Origin of the sequence: Deinococcus marmoris DSM 12784, from assembly GCF_000701405.1 — a bacterium.
Lineage (GTDB): Bacteria > Deinococcota > Deinococci > Deinococcales > Deinococcaceae > Deinococcus > Deinococcus marmoris.
Genome location: NZ_JNIV01000023.1, coordinates 21,859 through 40,398 on the forward strand (window position 1 = coordinate 21,859; position 18,540 = coordinate 40,398).

The 18,540-nt window shown below is 65.7% G+C and carries 16 protein-coding genes, 2 tRNA genes and 1 pseudogene; 10 read left to right on the forward strand and 9 right to left on the reverse strand.

The annotated features are described in order from the left end of the window. Positions 1-63 precede the first annotated feature (63 nt). The 4 genes from Q319_RS0107355 to panB all read right to left on the reverse strand — a co-directional run bounded on the left by Q319_RS0107355 (position 64) and on the right by panB (position 4,551). A complete protein-coding gene (locus Q319_RS0107355) occupies positions 64-1,446 on the reverse strand; it encodes a S41 family peptidase (RefSeq protein WP_081845932.1) in 1,383 nt (460 codons plus the stop codon). A 306-nt stretch (positions 1,447-1,752) separates the two neighbouring features. Further along, on the reverse strand, positions 1,753-2,838 hold the full coding sequence (locus tag Q319_RS0107360) for a M20/M25/M40 family metallo-hydrolase (RefSeq protein WP_029481495.1): 1,086 nt from the start codon (positions 2,836-2,838) through the stop codon (positions 1,753-1,755). Between the two features lie 99 nt (positions 2,839-2,937). Beyond that, positions 2,938-3,678, reverse strand: coding sequence for a class I SAM-dependent methyltransferase (locus Q319_RS0107365; RefSeq protein ID WP_029481497.1), 741 nt, complete (start codon positions 3,676-3,678; stop codon positions 2,938-2,940). A 51-nt stretch (positions 3,679-3,729) separates the two neighbouring features. Further along, entirely contained in the window at positions 3,730-4,551 is an 822-nt protein-coding gene (panB, locus tag Q319_RS0107370; protein WP_029481498.1) for a 3-methyl-2-oxobutanoate hydroxymethyltransferase, read from the reverse strand. A 118-nt stretch (positions 4,552-4,669) separates the two neighbouring features. Between panB and Q319_RS0107375 the strand changes: the two genes are divergently transcribed. Further along, positions 4,670-5,605, forward strand: coding sequence for a hypothetical protein (locus Q319_RS0107375; protein ID WP_029481499.1), 936 nt, complete (start codon positions 4,670-4,672; stop codon positions 5,603-5,605). Between the two features lie 280 nt (positions 5,606-5,885). Continuing rightward, complete coding sequence (locus Q319_RS0107380) at positions 5,886-6,380, forward strand: hypothetical protein (protein WP_156039219.1); 495 nt, start codon at positions 5,886-5,888, stop codon at positions 6,378-6,380. Here the strand turns inward: Q319_RS0107380 and Q319_RS0107385 are convergent. Next, positions 6,371-7,303, reverse strand: a complete 933-nt coding sequence (locus Q319_RS0107385; protein WP_029481503.1) for an aminoglycoside phosphotransferase family protein — start codon at positions 7,301-7,303, stop codon at positions 6,371-6,373. The genes Q319_RS0107380 and Q319_RS0107385 overlap by 10 nt on opposite strands. Before the next feature lie 64 nt (positions 7,304-7,367). On the opposite strand from Q319_RS0107385, the gene xpt reads away from it, so the two are divergent. From xpt to Q319_RS0107405, 4 genes are all read left to right on the forward strand, one after another. After that, entirely contained in the window at positions 7,368-7,949 is a 582-nt protein-coding gene (xpt, locus tag Q319_RS0107390; protein WP_029481505.1) for a xanthine phosphoribosyltransferase, read from the forward strand. Between the two features lie 106 nt (positions 7,950-8,055). After that, positions 8,056-8,544: a YflT domain-containing protein gene (locus Q319_RS0107395; protein ID WP_029481507.1), complete on the forward strand. Its 489-nt coding sequence runs from the start codon at positions 8,056-8,058 to the stop codon at positions 8,542-8,544. Between the two features lie 46 nt (positions 8,545-8,590). Beyond that, positions 8,591-10,153, forward strand: a complete 1,563-nt coding sequence (locus Q319_RS0107400; protein ID WP_029481509.1) for an acyl-CoA carboxylase subunit beta — start codon at positions 8,591-8,593, stop codon at positions 10,151-10,153. Between the two features lie 201 nt (positions 10,154-10,354). Next, complete coding sequence (locus tag Q319_RS0107405) at positions 10,355-11,140, forward strand: type 1 glutamine amidotransferase domain-containing protein (RefSeq protein ID WP_051655189.1); 786 nt, start codon at positions 10,355-10,357, stop codon at positions 11,138-11,140. 66 nt (positions 11,141-11,206) lie between these two features. Here the strand turns inward: Q319_RS0107405 and Q319_RS28970 are convergent. From Q319_RS28970 to Q319_RS0107425, 4 genes and pseudogenes are all read right to left on the reverse strand, one after another. Continuing rightward, positions 11,207-11,506 (reverse strand): annotated as a pseudogene (locus Q319_RS28970) (GNAT family N-acetyltransferase); the annotation flags it as partial. Between the two features lie 95 nt (positions 11,507-11,601). Then, complete coding sequence (locus tag Q319_RS0107415; RefSeq protein WP_034414204.1) at positions 11,602-13,566, reverse strand: serine/threonine-protein kinase; 1,965 nt, start codon at positions 13,564-13,566, stop codon at positions 11,602-11,604. Between the two features lie 66 nt (positions 13,567-13,632). After that, a complete protein-coding gene (locus Q319_RS0107420) occupies positions 13,633-14,802 on the reverse strand; it encodes a hypothetical protein (protein WP_029481515.1) in 1,170 nt (389 codons plus the stop codon). A 71-nt stretch (positions 14,803-14,873) separates the two neighbouring features. Continuing rightward, positions 14,874-15,140 (reverse strand): hypothetical protein, encoded by a 267-nt coding sequence (locus Q319_RS0107425; RefSeq protein ID WP_029481516.1) that lies wholly within the window; start codon positions 15,138-15,140, stop codon positions 14,874-14,876. A 64-nt stretch (positions 15,141-15,204) separates the two neighbouring features. Between Q319_RS0107425 and Q319_RS0107430 the strand changes: the two genes are divergently transcribed. The 4 genes from Q319_RS0107430 to tig all read left to right on the forward strand — a co-directional run bounded on the left by Q319_RS0107430 (position 15,205) and on the right by tig (position 18,506). Then, the gene (locus tag Q319_RS0107430; RefSeq protein WP_034414207.1) at positions 15,205-16,524 is read left to right on the forward strand and encodes a replication-associated recombination protein A; all 1,320 of its coding nucleotides are present in this window, start codon (positions 15,205-15,207) and stop codon (positions 16,522-16,524) included. A 37-nt stretch (positions 16,525-16,561) separates the two neighbouring features. Continuing rightward, positions 16,562-16,638, forward strand: a tRNA-His gene (locus Q319_RS0107435). Positions 16,639-16,701: 63 nt separating this feature from the next. Next, positions 16,702-16,787 (forward strand) — tRNA-Leu (locus Q319_RS0107440). 312 nt (positions 16,788-17,099) lie between these two features. Continuing rightward, positions 17,100-18,506 carry a trigger factor gene (tig, locus tag Q319_RS0107445; RefSeq protein ID WP_029481518.1) on the forward strand — a complete coding sequence of 469 codons (1,407 nt, stop codon included), beginning with the start codon at positions 17,100-17,102 and terminating at the stop codon, positions 18,504-18,506. The last annotated feature ends 34 nt before the right edge of the window (positions 18,507-18,540 follow it).

Here is an 18,540-nt window from a genome sequence, read left to right on the forward strand (position 1 = left end):
ACAGAAAAGCACCCGTGTTGAGGCGGGTGCTTTTCCTGTTTCAACGACGTCCGCAGCCCGTACTCAGGGCCGGTCACGCACGGGGTCCAGCGTCAGCACCGGGGCCTTGGCCAGCGCCCTCAGGCCGTCGTCGAGCAGATCGTCCTTGCCCTGGGTCAGGGCGCGAATCTGTTCCTCTCCCTGGGCGAAGGTCTGATCGGGGGTGATGCGGGTGGGATACGGCGTGCCGTCGGGCTTGGCGTAATTCAGGATGGTCAGTTGCAGCGCGCCGTCTCCTACCGCGAAGTTGCGCGTGGCGGTGTTGCCCACCCCGGCGGTGGTCTCGCCGATGACCGGGCCGCGCGCGGCGTACTGGACTTCATAGGCGAAGAACTCGCTGCACGAGGCGCTGCCGCCGTCCACCAGCACGGCCAGCGGCCCGGTCCACAGTTGCGGATTCTGCACGCTGGAGGCGACGCGCCCGTCGTCCAGAATGGTTCCCCGGCTGACCAGCGTGCGGCGGTTGCCTTCCACGCTGCGGGCCACGCGGGTCACGCTGGGCACGAAGGCGCTGACGCCGCTGTCGCACTCGTACAGGCTGCCGCCGCCGTTGCCGCGCAGGTCCACGATCACGCCGGAGACCCCGCGTTTTTGCGCCTGTCCCACCAGATCATGCACCGCCTGCGCCACGCCCCCGCCGGACAGGAAGGTGGGAATCCGCAGCACGGCCACCTCGCCCGCCGTGGTGGTGTTTGCTGCGCCCGCTGGCGTGCTGGCGGGGACGTAAGCGATGCGCGGCAGATCACGCGTGCTGCTCTCGCGGGCAGTCAGCGTGAGCGTCAGGCCCACGCCCCGGCGGGTCAGGCCCAGAGTGGTGGGCTTGCCGCCCTCTTTGGCCGTCCTGAGGCCATCGAAGGTGTAGGGCGCACCGTCGATGCTCAGCAGCAGATCGCCGCGCATCAGGCCGCCCTGCTCGGCGGCGCTGCCGGGTACCACCTCGGTGACCACGCGGTTCTCGCCGTCCAGCCGGGCCATCTTGACGCCAAATTGCAGGCGGTTGCCTCCGCTGACGGTGGCCGTGAACTCCTTGAAATCCTCGGGCGTCTGGAAGAAGGTATGTTCGTCGCCCAGCGCCGTGACCTCGGCCTGAATCACCGGATACGCCTTGCTCTCGGCGCAGTCGGCAGGCGAGGAACTGCACACGGCGTCCAGCCGTTTCTGGTACTCGGCGGTCAGCGCCACCCGGTCCACGGTGGACAGTCCACCGTAATTGGTCTCGATCAGGCGGTTGACCCGGTTGAAGACCAGTTGCGCCGGAGAGGATACCGCCTGCGCCCCGGTGCCGCTCAGCAGCAGGGCGCTGCCCAGCATCAGCGCACGGCCCGCGTGGGCCAGCAGAGGACGGCCAGACTGGAGGCTGCCGGAAGTGACACGGCGCGGGGCGGAGGAGCGCGCGTTGGGTTTCATAACTGACCCCCATTCTGCTCCGAACAGATGGGAAAATGGTGGGCCGGAATTGATGCAGAAGTCACGAAAGCCTGCGCCTGCACGTCAAAAAGCAGGAATGGCTACAGTGGCGTCGGGGGAAGGTGGGGGGTGTCCCAGCAGAGCTGGCCTCCCGCCTTCAGATGACTCACGCCAATCATTGAAAACCAGGCTCAATAAAGCCTGATTTTCCGAGCGGAGCGAGGAGTGAAAAAGACCAGTCACCGAAATGGAGGCGAAACTCTCGGCGCTTTTCTGAGAGTTCAGTCGGAATTTTGGTGACTGGTATCACGCCACGGGCTGCCCCTGGTACAGCTCCACCACGCGGCGCAGGAATTTCAGGCCCGGTTCCAGGCTGCTGGTCTGCACCCATTCGTCCAGCCGGTGCGCGTTGCCGCCCCGATACACGCCGATGGCGACGGCAGGCAGACCGTGGGGTGCGGCGGCGTTGGCGTCGGTGCTGCTGGCCGCCGTCCGAAGGTCCGTACGGTTCTCGCGGGCGGCCTCGCGGATCAGGGGCAGCAGGGCCGCGCTGTGCAGGTCGCCGCCGGGGCGGTCCCCCACCTGCTCGATCCGCACGGTCACCCCGGCCTCGCGCGCCGCCGCGTGCAGGGCCGAAACTGCGCGGCGGTCCAGTTTGCCCAGCACCTCGGGGTCCAGCGAGCGCAGGTCCAGCAGCAGTTCGGCGCTGGCCGCGATGGAGTTGACGCTGGTGCCGCCCGAGGCCACCCCCACATTCAGCGTGGTGCGCGGCGTGGGCGGCAGCGGCAGGGCATACAGCGCGCTGATGGCCCGTCCCAGCGCGTGCAGGGTGCTGGGGGCCTGATCGCCCCAGGAGTGCCCGCCCGGTCCCAGGAAGGTGGCCCGGTAGCGCCGCACCCCTACTCCGCGCGTGACCGCGATGCCCAGGTAACCGTCCACCGCAATGAATGCGCCCAACTGCTCGCGGTGCTGCGAGATCAGGTACTTGCTGCCGCGCAGGTCGCCCAGCCCTTCCTCGCCCACGTTGGCCGCCAGCCACAGCGGACGGCGCAGCACGCCCACCTGTCCGCGCAGGTCACGCAGCAGCGCGGTCAGCACGGCCAGACTGGCGCTGTTGTCACCCACCCCCGGCCCGATCAGCCGCCCACCTTCCTCGCGCACGGTCACGTCGGTTGCGGCCTCGAATACGGTGTCCAGGTGCGAGGCCAGCAGCAGCGCCGGGCGGCCCTCGGTGCCGGGGGGGACGATACGGGTCAGCACGTTGCCCACCGCGTCGATGTCGCAGGGGTAGCCCAGTTCCCGCCACAACTCCGCGATCAACTCGGCCCTTCGCCCTTCCTCGAATGTGGGTGCAGGCGTCTGCGCGATCCGCGCCAGATAAGCAAGAGGCATCAGGCGTGATTCTAACGGCTGACAGGGCGGGCAATAGCACGGCATCCGACAGGGATTTAGTCACGGCTAATAATTTCCGCCGTGGACATCCCGACGCCGCTAGAGTGCCCGCGTCTGGAAGACCATCACCTCGCTGCCTTTTTCCAGCGGTCCGCCCTGAAAGCTGCCCGTCACGCGCGGCGACTCGAAGCCCGCGAAGCGCAGCAGCCACTCCACCTCGTAGCGGGTGTAATAGCGCTGGGTCAGGGTGTAATGCCGCCGGGTCAGCCGCCCATCTGGGTGCGTGGTGTCCGCGGAATATTCGGTGGTGATGTGCTGCCGCAGCTTGTCGTGGCGCTGCACCAGAAAGATGTCGGTGCGGCCCCCGTCCGGCGCGTGCAGGGTCTCCCCCTCGTGGCGCACGGTGTTGGGTTTGCCAAAGCGCGGCAGGTACAGGTCAAAAGCAAACTGGCCCCCCGGCTCCAGGTGTGCGCGCAGGTTTTGCAGTGCCCCGAGCTGCTCGTTCGGGGTATACAGGTGCATCAGCGCGTTGAAGGGCGCGATCACCAGCCCGAACTTCTGCTCCAACCGGAAGGTCTGCATGTCGCCCTGCACCAGCTTCAGCTCCAGTCCGCCGCCCGCCGCCCGCTCCTGCGCCCGCTCAATCATGCGGGCGCTGGGTTCCAGTCCGGTCACGTCCACGCCGCGCCGTGCCAGATACGCGGTCACGCGCCCGGTTCCGGCTCCCACCTCCAGTACTGACCCCGCCATCCGCTCGGCCACGCCCGCATAGAAATGCAGATCATCGCGGTACAGCTCGTACTGGTGGTCATACAGGTCCGCGAAATCGTCGTAGTTCATGGGGAAGAGGGTAGTGGGTTTTGGAAAGTCAGGCTGTCCAGCCTCCAACCCTCAATACAGCTTGTCCAACACCTCGTCTTTCATCACGAAGCTGTTGTCCTTCGCCGGAAATTCGCGGGCGCGGACCTCGGCGGCGTACTTCTCAATCGCCTCGCGGGAAATCTGGCCCACCTCGGCATACCGTTTGGCGATCTTCTTTTCCTCGCCCTCGTAGACGCCCAGCAAGTCGTGGGTGACCAGCACTTGCCCATCGCACCCCATGCCTGCGCCGATGCCGATGGTGGGGATGGTCAGTTTCTCACTGATCAGCCTGGCGAGGCGGGCGGGAATCACTTCCAGCACCAGGGCAAAAGCCCCCGCCGCCTCCAGCGCCTGTGCGCCTTCCAGGGTGGCGCGGGCGCTGGCGTCGTCCTTGCCCTGCACCTTCAGGCCGCCCTGCGCGGTGGCGGTCTGGGGCATCAGGCCCACATGGCCCATCACGGGGATGCCGTTGCGGGTCAGCGTCTGCACCACGGCCAGGATTTCGGGCGAGGCTCCCTCCATCTTGATCGCGTCCGCCCCCGTTTCCTGGATCACGCGCACGGCGTTTCGCATGGCGTCCTGCACCCCGGTGTGGTACGTGCCGAAGGGCAGATCCACCACCATGAACGTCTCCGGCGCACCCCGGCGCACGGCGCGGGCGTGGTGGATCATGTCGGCCAGCGTGACCGGGGCGGTGGAGTCGTAGCCCAGCACCACGTTGCCCAGGCTGTCGCCCACCAGAATCAGGTCCACCCCGGCGGCCTCGGCGTGCTGCCCGCCGGGGTAATCGTAGGCGGTGACCATCACCAGCGGCTGGGGCGAGGTCTGAAGTTCGGGCAGGCTGCGCTTCATGGGGGCAGGGTAGCAGTCTGGGCCGTGCAGAAGGCTGGATGCGGGGCGGGGTTCTCTCGTGCCAGACCTTCAGACCCCTTGACCCTCAGACGCGGCGCAGCCGCCTACAATGCCCCCCATGAGTGATCTTCTGAGCGGCTGGACCCCGGCTCCCCCTGGCTACAAACATGTCGTCAGCGTCAGCCTGGGCAGCAGCAAGCGCAACGCCCGCGAGGAAGTCAACCTGCTGGGTCAGCCGTTCATTCTGGAACGCATCGGCACCGACGCCGACGCGAAAAAGGCTGCCGATCTGTTCGGGGCGCTGGACGGCAAGATAGACGCCTTCGGGCTGGGCGGCGCGGACCTGTATGTCATCGCGGATGGCAAGCGCTACCTGTTCAACAATGTCAAGAAGCTGATAGCGAACGCCAAACAGACCCCTGTACTGGACGGCAGCGGCCTGAAGAATACGCTGGAGCGCGACGCGATTGCCCAGCTTGATCCGTTGCTGAACTGGCGCACCCAGAAGGTGTTGATGGTCTCTGCCGTGGACCGTTTCGGCATGGCCGAGGCGCTGGCGCAGCACGGCGCGGACATCGTGTTCGGGGACGTGGTGTTCGGGCTGGGCATTGACCGCCCGTTGCGCTCGCTGGCGGCTTTGCGGAACGTGGCGAAGCTGGTGCTGCCGGTGATCACCAAGCTGCCGCAGGACTGGTTTTACCCCACAGGGGCTAAGCAGGAAAGCAGCGTGGAGGGCAAGGGCACCAAGTACTACGCTTGGGCCGACGTGATCGCCGGGGACACCCATTACGCCAAGCGCTACGCCCCGAAACATCTGGAAGGCAAGACCATTCTGACGCAGACGATTACCGAGGCGGACCGGGGCTGGATGAAGGAGCGCGGCGTGGCGCGGTTGATCACCACGACGCCGCGCATGGGCAGCCGCAACTTTGCCACCAACGTGCTGGAAGCGTTCTTTGTTGCCCTGAGCGGGAAGAAAGAGGCGCTGAGTGAGGATGAGTATCTGAAGTACATCCGGGAGGTTGGGTTCAAGCCGGAAGTCAACGAACTTTAGGCTTGTTTGAGGCTGGGGCTTCAGCTATTTGCCCCACCCCCCAGCCCCCTACCCCAGGGGGGCAGGGGGAGCTAGCGTTGCACTGGGCAGGAGGATTGGAAGTTCTGGGCGGGCGTGGGCGGCGGCCTCCGGGTCTGATGCCCTGCTCCGTCACGCTGAATGCGGCCCGTGCGCTGCGCGCCCGACGGCCTTCGGTTGCCTTTTGCGGTGAGATGGACTGGCACGGAGTTGTGATTTTTGAGGCACACGTCTTTCATTTTCCGCGTTTAGGATGGCGGGCATGATTCATGGTGAGCGGTTGAACTGGAAAGCTGGCATGCTGGCCGCTGCTCTGGCACTGTCTGCCAGTCCGGTCATAGCGCAGACGATGCCTGTCCCGCTGCCTAAGCCTCTGCTGAGCGGCACCACCTCCGGGGTGGGCTGGGGCATCTACGCGGGTGGATTGACCAATGCTGGGTTGCAGGAGGAAGGCCAGGGCCTGCGCGTCGGCGTTCCGGCAGGGGCCGGTGTGCTGGGTACGCGCTACGACACGGCAAAAAGGACGGCGCTGCTGACCTACCGCCTGCCGAAAGGACTGGACGCCCGCAGCGCCCTGGCCTTCGCCACCAACCAGCTTCAGCTCCAGGGCTTCGACATCGGGGAACGCACCTTTCCAGATGCCCGCAGTGCCCACGCCACCCTCAGCCGCGACGGGCAGAGCATTGAAGTACAGACCACACGGCAGGCCAATGGGGATATGCAGGTGCTGTACGTGTTCGGCGGCCCTCAGCCCTGATGGCCCAGCCAGTCCCGCCACTCTGGGAATTGCACCGACACGCGTAAAAGCTGCATCAGCGCGGTGCCGGGGTGGGTGTACCACAGGTCCGTCTCGTGGCTCTCAGGAACGTAGGCGAGGCGGCGGGTGGCGTCCTCAAGCAGATACGCGAGCAGGCGCAGCGTCGCGCCGCCGTCTAGCACGGCCTCCTCGCCGTAACCGCTTAGCAGTTCGGGGGCGGCCAGCGGCCCGGCGTAGGTCAGGTCCAGCACCGGGTCACCCCAGCCCGCGTCTCCCCAGTCGATCAGCGCCGTGACCGCGCCATCGTCCGTGACCATCAGGTTTCCGGCGTGCAGATCGTTGTGCAGGAAGACCGGGGCGGGAGGTGGGGCCGCAGCCAGCAGCCGGGAGACCGTTTCCGTGGCCCAGGTGGCGTCGGTCAGCCCCAACGTTTTGCTGTTGGTCACGCGGGCCAGGGTGCGGGGCAGGTTGGGCGGGGCGATAGGATTGAGCCTGCCCTGCGGATCGGGCGCGGTGGTCACGTTTCGGTGCAGCCGTGCCAGTTCACGCCCCGCCTCCTGGTAAGCGCGCAGCAGACGCGGGTCATTCTCGGTCCAGCCGTAACTTTCCAGACTGCGGCCCGGCGCGAAGGCGTAGAGGGTGACGGGTGCGTCCACCACATCCCGGTCATCGTCGAAGACCAGCAGTTCCGGCGTCCTCACCCCGGCGTAAAAGGCAGCGGGCGCGGCCACGCTCTCAGTCAGGGCGTCTTTGATGTCTCCCGGCATGGGAATGCGGAGAACTATGGGCTGGCCGTTCAGGGCCGCGCGGTAGACCCGGTTGACGATACCGACGCTGGGCAGCCGTTCCAGTCCATCCTCCACCCCATACTTCTGCGAGAAGGCGGCGAGTTCGGCAGGGGTCAGGTCAGGCAGGGCGGGCATCCCCCGCAGTCTGGTCTAAATCCCTCCGCGCCGCAGCGGCCACCCGGCGGATACACTTTCCCGCATGCAATCACTGGTGGACGCGATTCGTGAACAGGGCGTGATTCTGCCCGGCGGTTTTCTCAAGGTGGACGGTCTGGTCAACCATCAACTCCTGCCGGGCCTGACGCGTGAGATGGGCGTGCGCTTCGCGGAACTGTTTGCCCCTCTGAAACCCAACAAGGTCCTGACCATTGAGGTCAGTGGCATCGCCCCCGCTATTTCCGCCGCGATGGAACTGAACGTGCCGATGGTCTACGCCCGCAAGAAAAAGCCGCTGACCATGAAGGAACCCGCCTTCACGGCGTCGTCGGTCAGCCGCACCAAGGGCGGAAACGTGGACCTGTTTATCAGCAGCGAATTCCTGGGGCCAGAAGACCGCGTGGTCATCATCGACGACTTTCTGGCCTCTGGCGGCACCCTGCGCGCCCTGACCGGGATGATCGAACTCAGCGGCGCAACCCTGCTGGGCCTGGGCTGCGTGGTGGAAAAGCAGTTTGAACTGGGCCGCGAATTTCTGGCCGATCTGGGGGTTCCTATCCACACCCTCGCCAACATCGTCCGCATGAGCGAGGCCGAGGGAATTGTGGTGGAGGTGGGGCGGTAAACGCCAGAAAGCCAACGCTCTCTCTGGCAAAGGTAAAACCGGCTGAACACGGCGCTCAGATGGGCGGTGGTCCGGTTCTCTAGGCTGGGGCCAAGGAAGTGACCCCATGACCCAGCCCGATCCCCGTTCCGCCCTGATTCCAGACCAGAGTGCCCGCATCAACGTGGCAACATACAGCACATACCCAGAGGCCCAGCGCGCCGTCGATTACCTGAGCGACGAGAAATTTCCCGTGGAGCGCACTGCCATCATCGGTGAGGGCCTCAAAACCATCGAGCAGGTCACGGGCCGCCTGGACTGGGGCCGTGCGGCGGGCCTGGGCTTTGGGCAGGGGCTGTTTATCGGCCTGTTCGTGGGCCTGATCTTTAACCTTCTGGGCCTGGGCGGCGGCAACCTGCTGTTCTCGGTGGCCTACGGCATGGTGCTGGGCGCAATTTTCGGGCTGGTCTGGGGACTGGTGGGGTATGCCCTCAGCGGTGGGCGGCGTGATTTCACGTCCATTGGCGGGATGCGCGCTGACCATTACGTGATCGTGGCCGACGCCGAGGTGGCCGAAAAGGCCAGGGCGCTGCTGGCAAACCTGCCGACGCGCTGAGTGGGCCGAAGAACTTCCTAACGCCCGTTTGGATAGGATGCACCCCATGACACAACCCGGTATGGAGTTGCAGGAACTGATCGCCGAGATGGAGCAGCGGCGCGGCAAGGTGGAAGCGGGCGGCGGCAAAGCGCGTCAGCAAAAGCAGCGTGACGGCGGCAAGCTGACCGCTCGCGAACGCATTGACGCCCTGCTGGACCCCGGCAGCTTCTTAGAGATGGGAACCTTCGTGGAACACCGGGGTGGACGCCTGATGCAGGGGGTGGAAGCTCCGGGGGATGGCGTGGTCACCGGGAGCGGCACCATCGACGGGCGGCAGGTCTTCGTCTTCTCGCAGGATTTCACGGTGCTGGGCGGCAGCCTGGGCAAGATGAACGCCGCAAAAGTCACCAAGATCATGGATCTGGCTGCCAAGACGGGTTGCCCGGTCATTGGCCTCAACGATTCGGCGGGGGCGCGCATTCAGGAAGGGGTGGACTCGCTGAGCGGCTACGGCGAGATCTTCTACCGCAACGCCATTTATTCCGGCGCGGTGCCGCAGATCAGCGCCATCCTCGGCCCCTGCGCGGGCGGCGCGGTGTATTCCCCAGCGCTGACCGATTTTATTTTGATGAGCGGCGGCAGCAGCTACATGTTCATCACCGGGCCGGAAGTGATCAAGAGCGTGACACGCGAGGACGTGACCCTCGATCAGCTCGGCGGCGCGGACGTGCATACCCGCAAGAGCGGCGTGGCCCACCTGGAATATGACGGCGATGAGGCGGTACTGGCCGGGATACGTGACCTGCTGTGCTACTTGCCCCAGAATGCCCACGAACAGCCCCCAGTGCGCCAGACCGATGATCCAGTCACCCGTCGCAATGACAAACTGCTGGACATCGTTCTGCCCGATCAGCGCAAGCCCTACGCCATGCACGCGGTGATTCACGAACTGGTGGACGACGGCACCTTTCTGGAAATCCAGCCGAACTGGGCCAAGAATATTCTGGTGGGCTTCGCGCGGCTGGGTGGGCAGAGTGTGGGCATTGTCGCCAACAATCCGCGCGTGATGGCCGGAACGCTGAACATTGACGCGTCCGACAAAGCCGCCCGTTTTATCCGCACCTGCGACTGCTACAACGTCCCCATTCTGACCCTCGTGGACGTGACTGGCTTTCTACCGGGCGTGGCGCAGGAACATGCCGGAATCATCCGTCATGGCGCGAAGATGCTGTACGCCTACGCCGAGGCCACCGTCCCCAAGATCACCCTGATCACGCGCAAGAGTTATGGCGGCGCGTACCTCGCCATGAACAGCCGCGATATGGGCGCGGACGTCGTCTATGCGTGGCCCACCGCCGCCGTCGCCGTGATGGGCGCGGAGGGGGCCGCCAACATCGTCTACCGCCGCGAGATCAATGCCAGCGAGAACCCCGAAGCCACCCGCGCCGAGAAGATCGCCGATTACAAGGACGCCTTTGACAACCCGTATGTGGCTGCCAGCAAGGGCTACATAGACGACGTGATCCCGATGGAAGACACCCGCCAGCGCCTGATCCTGACCTTTGCCATGCTGCGCGACAAGGCCGAGGTCAGGCCGTACCGGAAGCATGGGAATATGCCGCTGTAGTAAACGGAGGCACTCAAAATCAGGACGCGGCCCCGAGTTCCAGAGCCGCGTCCTGTTCTCTGATTTGCCACAACTCTGCCAGATGCCCCGTCATAAACGAACGGCCAAGATCCCTCTTTCTTTCCACTGGCACGTTCTTTTCTAACTTCAGCGTGATCCGCCTGACAGAGCGTGATCTGGACTGGGTCTAGGTTAATCGGCATGACCTCATCCGACGCCAGCAAAAAAATCCTCGTCATCATGTCCAGCGACTCCGAATTGCCCTTGCAGAATGGCAAGACGCACGCCACTGGCTTCTACCTCAATGAATTTGGCGTCCCCGCGCACCGACTGGTGGAGGCGGGCCATCAGTTGACTATTGCCACACCGCGCGGCAACCGTCCCCCGCTGGACGCAGGCAGCGACAGCAAGGATTTCTTCAAGGACGAGGCGGAGTACACACAGATCAAGGCGTTCGTGGACGAAACCCTGTCCGGCGAGATCGTGCCGCTGGCCGACGCCGTGACCAATCTGGACGCCTTTGACGCCCTGTTCCTGCCCGGCGGCCACGCCCCCATGATTGAACTGATGCACAACCACGATCTGGGCCACGCGCTGAAGCACTTCCACGAGCGCTCGCTGCCCACCGCATTGATCTGTCACGCGCCCGTGGCTCTGCTGGCCGCGCAGCCTGCCGCAGGAGCGTATCAGCGGGCACTGGAAGCCGGAGAAACGCCCACAGCCGAGGACTTCACGTACAGCGGCTACAAGGTCACCGTCTTCAGCACACCGGAAGAAAAGGACGCCGAGGGCGGTTTTGAAGCCCCCATGCTGTACTACCCCGCCGACGCCCTGGCCGCCGCAGGCATGACCGTGCAGAACGGCGACAAGTGGACCAGCAACGTGGTCCGTGACCGCGAACTGATCACGGGGCAGAACCCCATGAGCGACGAGGAATTTGTGGGCGTGTTCCTGAAGGCGCTGGGGGAAACTTCCGCCAGGGCCTGAGCCTCTCCCCCTCACCAATCTTCCGCGTTGGACGGCCCAACGGAGGATGACTGTCATCTCTGAAGTGCTGGCCGTAAAACCCAGAGTTTCGTACAGGTGCCGGGCCTCTGAGGTGGTGCCCAGGCTCAGGCGGGTGATTCCACGTTCACGGGTGGCGTCCAGACAAAGCCCCACCAGTTCACGCGCCAGCCCACGCCGCCGATGGTCAGGATGCGTCCAGACGTTTACGATACGGCCCCGCCACGGCTGCGGATCGCCCTGACTCGGTCCCCAGTCCAGCAGGGTCAGACCGGCCCCGGCAATAATCTCCTCATGGTCGAGTGCGAGGAATCCAAGGTAGAGGCCGCGCTGTATGGCGTCCGTCAGCTATTGGGAATAGATAGGACGCTCGGCAATGTCAGCCTCTGACGGATAGCGGTGGTGGGCGATAACGGCAGCGTCACTGGGCTGAACCGGGCGAATCACGCGCTTCCCGGCGACTCCGGGTTGTGCTGGCGGTAGGCGCGCAAGGTGCCATCCATGAAGGCCACGTACAGCGTGCCGCCCGCTGCCAGTGGGGTGGCCTGCACGCCCGTCGTCTCCTGCTGGGTCCAGCGCACTGTGCCGTCCCGCACGTCCAGCGCGCACAACTGCCCGCTCTCGGAGGCCAGGAAGACCAGACCCGCGCTGATCACTGGACTGGCGGTCACGCGGCCCGACATGCGGTGCGCCCAGACGTCCTCGCCGTCGTGCAGGCGCAGGGCGCGAACGGTGCCGTCCCAGCCCGCCAGGATCGCCAGTCCAGAATCGCCGGTTCCGCTGTGGGTCACGGCAGGTGATGCCCAGACCTCGTCCTCCAGATCGTAGGTCCACAGGATCGCCTCGTCCTCGGCCAGTGCCACCCGGCCCGACGCCGCGCTCAGGGCCAGCGCGTGGACCTCGCCCTCCCAGGTGGCCACCACCAGCGTCGCCTCGCCGGAGGTACCCGGCAGCAGCGCGGGCGTGCCGTGGACCGTTCCCACCTCCACCTTCCACAGCGGGCTGCCGCTCAGGGCGTCCAGCGCGTGCAGCCAGCCGTTCTCGTCGCAGACCAGCGCCGCTCCGGCCCACACCAGCGGGCTGGCCGCCACCGGGCCGTCGGTGCGGTAGGCCCAGGCCAGTTCCCCGGTGCGGGCGTCCAGCGCATGCAGGTGGCCGTCGCGGCTGGAGGCCAGCACCCGTCCGGCCCACAGCGTCGGCGCGCCGGTCAGCTCGGCGCGGGCCTGATGCCGCCAGACCTCCGCGCCGCCCTGGAGTTCCACCCGGCGCAGGGTGCCGTCCCACGCGCCGAAGAAGATATGACCGCCCTGAAAAGCCGCTGGGGCCGTCACCTCGTCGCGGGCCGCGTAGGTGGCAAAGGGCCGCCCGGAGGCGTGGGTCAGCACCAGTTGGCCCCCGCGCGTGCCTACCGCCACCAAGTCGCCCTCGCCCACCACGGCGGCGGGCCAGGTGACCTCGCCGGGCAGCGGCACGCTCCAGACTTCTTTCAGGTTTGAAACGCGGGCCGGGCCGTCGGGATGCTCTCCCGTGCGGGTACGTCCGCCCCGGTACTGGCCGCGCGCGTGCCCGGTCCAGATGTCGCGGCGGGCCAGCGCCCACAGGTGCGCCAGCGCCTCACCGGATTCGGGGCGGTCCTCCGGCTTCTTGGAGAGCAGTGAGATCAGCACCCGCGCCACCGCGTCGGGGATGGCCGGATTCAGCTCACGCGGATCCGTGATCTTCTCGTAGACATGCTGGAACAGCACGCTCTGATCGCTGTCGCCCACGAAGGGCGGGCTGCCGCAGGCCACGCGGTACAGCACCGCTCCCAGCGCGTAAAGGTCGCTCAGCGGTCCCACACCTATTCCCTTGGCCTGCTCCGGGGCCATGTATGCCGGGGTTCCCAATGTCAGCCCGCTGCGGGTGAGCTGCCGGGTGTGTTCCGACAGCGCCACCAGCCCGAAATCCATGATGCGCGGCAGCCACGCTTCGTCCAGCAGCACGTTTCCGGGAGTCAGATCGCGGTGGATAATGCCGCGCGAGTGGATGAAATGCAGCGCCCGCGAGGCGAACGAGGCCGCCGTCAGGTAGCGGGCCAGCGAGGTGGGCGCATCTTCCAGCGGTCCCAGCACGGTGATCGGTCCCCCCGTCATCAGCGGCATGGTGAAAAAGGGGCGTCCGTCGCTGGGGTCAAGGCCCAGATCCAGCACGGGGATCACGCCGGGGTGCGTCAGGCGGGCCAGCGTGCGGACCTCGCGCAGAAAACGCTGTTTATCTGATTCCGGCACATGGGCGTGCATCATCTTGACGGCCACGTCGCGGTCCAGCAGCGAATCGTGCGCCCGGAACACCAGCGCGCTGCCGCCCTCGCCCAGCGGGGAACGCAGGTCATAGCGGCCCGCCAGGCGTGTTCCTACCTCCAGTGGCATATCGGGAGCAGTCTAGCGTGTGGGGGGTCAGTTCAAAGGGACTGGGCGTTAAACAGGGCCTCTGCTTTAGCCCGCCGCCAGTTGGCCCGGCGTCAGCGGCTCGCGCAGCAGGCGGCCAAAGCCCTCTGGGCCGTGCTTCCTGGTCCAGCCCTGCACCAGATCGCTGCCCACGGCGTAGGTGAAGATGTAAGCCCGGAACTGCGGCTGCCCGATAAACCGCAGCGTCTGGCGGGCACGCTCGGGGGTGGCCAGGGCGTATCGGCCCAGGAAGTCCAGCACCTCGGCCTCGGGGCGTTTCTCGCCGTGCAGCATCAGCGCCGCCGTGCCGCTCACGTTCTTCAGCCCTTTCTGCACCCCGGTCACGTCCAGAAAGACCCGCACGTCTTTGCCGTCCAATCCTGCCTGCGCCGCCAGTTCGCCGCACAGCCAGTCATGCACCTCGTCCTCGTCCATCACGGCGTCCAAGGCGTTGGTGGCAATCCCCTCCGAGACGGCGCATTCGGGAGCGTTCATCAGTTGGATGCTGTGTTCCAGCCAGCCTTTCTCACGGACCAGCAGGGCCTCTTTCGTTGAATGCTCGGTGTGGTGGCCGGGGTAGCCCTCGTGGGCCAGCAGATCGGGCAGGCCAGTCAGCGGCATGGGCAGATCGGTGTTGATGTCAATCCGGCTTTTCAGGTTGCCCAGCGGCCAGTTGTACCCGCCCCACGGCTTATCGGACACCAGCGAGATGCTGAAATCCTCGCCTTCCGGCAGGCCGAAGCGCTGCTGCGTGCGCTGCCGGAGTTCGGCCAGAATGGGGGCGGCCAGCCGCAACAGATCGTCTTTGGGGACCACCACCTTCTGACGCAACTTTTCAATACGTTCGGAGAGTGGTCCGCTTCCCGGCACCGCCGTTTCCAGGGCGTCCAGGGCGGCGTCCAACTCATTCGGATCGGCACGCACCGGGTCAATGTCGTACAGCCCGCGCACCTCTTCCTCATACGGAATGGCCTCTCCACCGATGATCCTGGTCATGGTTTGCATGGCCGACACCTGCACGCGCAGAAATTCGCGGCGGGCGTCGTCGGTCACGCCCTGCACGTCTTCCAGCAATGCCCCGGCCTCGGCCTGAAGTTCGGTGGGTCCGCGTCGGGTGAGGTCTGCCCATTCCTGCGGGCCGCCGTAGCCGTCCACGAAACCCTCGGAATGCACGCCGATGGCGTGGGCCAGCCGGATGTAGCGCTCTGCGATGTCCATACGGGGCAGGATAATGGGAAGGCGCGCGAATGTCCCTTTCCATCAACCTTTAACCATCAACCCTCCCCGGCTCAGTCCCCCACGAACACCGCCCGCTGATAGTTGCCGTTCTCGCCGACGGTGGGCAGCCCGGCCTCCGCCGCTTTCTTCAGCCGCTCCAGCGCCAGCAGGAGCGTCGGCCCCTCGCCGTACATCTTGACGGCGTCGGTGGTGACCATGAGTTCCAGCCCGCGCCCGGATTGCACGGCCTGAAAGATGCGGCCTTCCGGGGTCTGGCGCACCGTCACCATCACCCCGGCGGGAAAACGGGCCAGTTCAACCTGTTTGGCAAAGTCCATACGCACAGCATAAATCGGGCTTCGGTCCACAAAGCGCGGGGCGCAACCCATTATTCTCGGCCCCATGACCCTGTTTGACCCTCCCGCCCCGCTGGCCGAACGCCTGCGCCCGCGCACCGTGGCCGAGGTGGTGGGCCAGACGCATTTGCTTGGGCCGGGCAAACCGCTGTCGCGCGTGCTGGCCTCGGGCCGCCTGGGTTCTTTAATTTTGTGGGGACCGCCCGGCGTGGGCAAAACCACCCTGGCGCGTCTGCTGGCCGGAGAGGTTGGCGCGCACTTCATCCCCCTATCCGCAGTCTCTGCCGGAGTCAAGGACGTGCGCGAGGCTACCGCCGAGGCCGAACGCCTGCGCGGGCGCGGTCAGAAAACCATCCTGTTTCTGGACGAGATTCACCGCTTTAACAAGGCCCAGCAGGACGCGCTGCTGCCGCATGTGGAATCGGGTTTGCTCACGCTGATCGGCGCGACGACTGAAAACCCGTCCTTCGAGGTCAACCCGGCGTTGCGCTCAAGGGCGCGGACATTGGTGCTGGAGGCGCTGAGTCAGGAAGAAGTGCGCGGGCTGCTGGAGCGGGCGTTGACTGACCCGCGCGGGCTGCCGGGAATTGAGGCGACGGACGAGGCGCTGGACCTCCTTTCCAGGCTTGCCGACGGGGACGCCCGCCGCGCTCTCAGCACGCTGGAAGTCGCCAGTTCACTTGCCAATCCAGTCACCCCCGAATCCGTCACCGAGGCGTTTGGCCGCCATCTGCCGCAGATGGACAAGAACGGTGAGGACTTCTACAACCTGATCTCCGCGCTGCACAAATCGGTGCGGGCCTCGCATGTGGACGGCGCGCTGTACTGGCTGGCCCGCATGCTGGAAGGCGGTGCGGACGGGTTGTACGTGGCCCGCCGGATTGTCCGCATGGCTGCCGAGGACATCGGGCTGGCGGACCCGCAGGCGTTGCGACTGGCGATTGCCGCCCGCGACACCGCCGAGTTTCTGGGCAGTCCCGAGGGCGATCTGGCACTGGCGCAGGCGGTGGTGTATCTGGCCCTCGCGCCCAAGAGCAACAGCGTGTACGTGGCGTGGAAGCGGGCGCTGGACGCGGTTCGGGACGGCGAGAATCTGCCTGTGCCCCTCCATCTCCGCAACGCCCCTACCGCCCTGATGCGGCAGCAGGGCTACGGCAAGGGCTACGCCTATTACTTCGACAATCCCCAGGGTTCCTTCGCGCAGAATTACCTGCCGGACGGCGTTCACTTGGGCCTGTATGCCCCCACGGGCGAGGGCTGGGAAGCGCGGGTGGCCGAGCGCTGGCGCAAGCTGCAACACGCCCACGGCGAGGATGAAGGCGGCGCGGAAGCTGGGGTCATTGACACCCCGCCCGCGCACGTTTAGGATGTGTGGGCCTGTGAGCGTGGTGACAGGACGTACGGTGGGTTTAGCTCAGTTGGTTAGAGCGCCGCTCTGTGGCAGCGGAGGCCGGGGGTTCAAGTCCCCTAATCCACCCCATACCATCCGGCTCTTGCCTTCACGGGCCAGGGCCGGATTTTTCTTTTAAGATGGTTGAGTCATGCGGGGATGGCGGAACTGGTAGACGCACTAGACTTAGGATCTAGTATCCGTAGGATGTGAGGGTTCAAGTCCCTTTCCTCGCACCAGCAAGACAGGTACAGCACCAAAATACACACAGCACCAAAACAGGCACAACACGGGCAGCGCGGCGGTTTTTTCCACACGGGAGGGCCGCCGCGCCGCTGTCTCTGCCATCAGATGAGGGAAGGGGCAACCGGGGTGGGTGTACGCACAGGGTCCAAACGCACTATGATGCTGAGCGGCTTGTCGCGTGCGTGCTGGTCCTGCACTTGCAGGGAGCGCAACCGACACGGCAAAAAATCAAAGCTGGAATGCGCCCCCGGCGGTGGTCCCCACTGGACCCCTGGCCGCGTGGGACAGCGAACGGGAGAAATGACGTGGCAGAACTGATCAGCAGAGAGGGCAACAAGGTGGAGTTCAGGGTTTCCGTTCCCGCCTCCGAAGTGAACCGGGCATATGACCAGGTGTGGTCCGGGCTGGCGCGCGACGTGCGCGTCCCCGGCTTCCGCCCCGGCAAGGCCCCCCGCAAGGTCATCGAGGGCCGCGTGGGCAAGGGTTACGTGGAACAGGAAGTGCGTGACCGCCTGCTCCAGGCCAACTACAGCAAGGCCGCTCAGGAGCTGAAGCTGAGCCTGGTGGACGCCAACATCGATCCCCAGGAAGTGGTGAGCGGTCAGGCCTTCGAGTTCACGGTCAAGGGCGAAACCTACCCCGAAGTGAAGCTGGCCGACTGGAGCAACCTGAGCCTGAGCGCCGAATCCCCCGAGATCACCGACGACGTGATGGAGCGCACCCTGGGCGATCTTCAGGAGCGCAACGCCACCTTCGAGGAAGCCGAGCGTGCCATCGAGGCCAGCGATCAGGTGACCGTGGAGGAACAGGGCGAGGACGGCGGCACCTACCCCATCTACCTGGACGTGGCCGAAGAGCATGTCCGTGAAGCGCTGCTGGGCAAGAGCAAGGGCGACACTGTGGAAATCACGGTTCCTGCGCACCAGCACGGCGATCACGAACACCCCGAACACGCCGTCACGGTGGTCATCAAGGACGTCAAGGTCAAGAAGACCCAGGAACTGGACGACGAGTTCGCCAAGAGCCTGAACTTCGATAGCCTGGACAAGCTGCGGACGGACCTGAAGGCCGAGCTGGAACGCCGCGCCGCGCAGGAGGGCGAAACCGCCCGCCGCGAGGAGTTCGTGTCGCACCTGACCGAGAACATGGACGCCGAGATTCCTGCCGCGCTGCTGGACCGCCGCCGTGACGCCATGCTCGAAGAGATCAAGGACGATCTGGGCCGTCAGGGCGTCAAGTGGGGCGAGTACGAGAGCTTCATGCAGGAACAGGGGAAGCTCGACGAGTTCATGGCCGATCTGTCCAGGAACGCCGAGAGCCGCGTCAAGCGCGATCTGGCCCTGGAAAAGCTGGCCGAGGACCTGAAAGTGCAGGTCAGCGACGCCGAGTTCAACCAGACCATGAACGCTCTGGCACAGGCCAACGGCATGAACCCGCAGGAACTGAGCAAGAACCTGGGGCCGGACGGCATCAACACCTACTACGCCAGCCTGATGCGTGAGAAGGGCCTCCAGCAGGCGATGGCACAGCTCAGCAAGCCCGCGCAGGGTGAGCAGGTAGGCCAGCAGGAAGAGGCCGCTCCGGCAGAAGCTGCTCCTGAAGCGACGCAAGAAGCCAAAGCCGAGGAAGCGCAGCCGGAAGCCGAGCAGCCCCAGACCGAGCAGGTTGAGGGCGAGCAGACCGAGGGCGAGGGCGAGAACAAGACCGAGTAAATCAGAATCAAGAGAGGGGCGCGTCCTGCGGGGT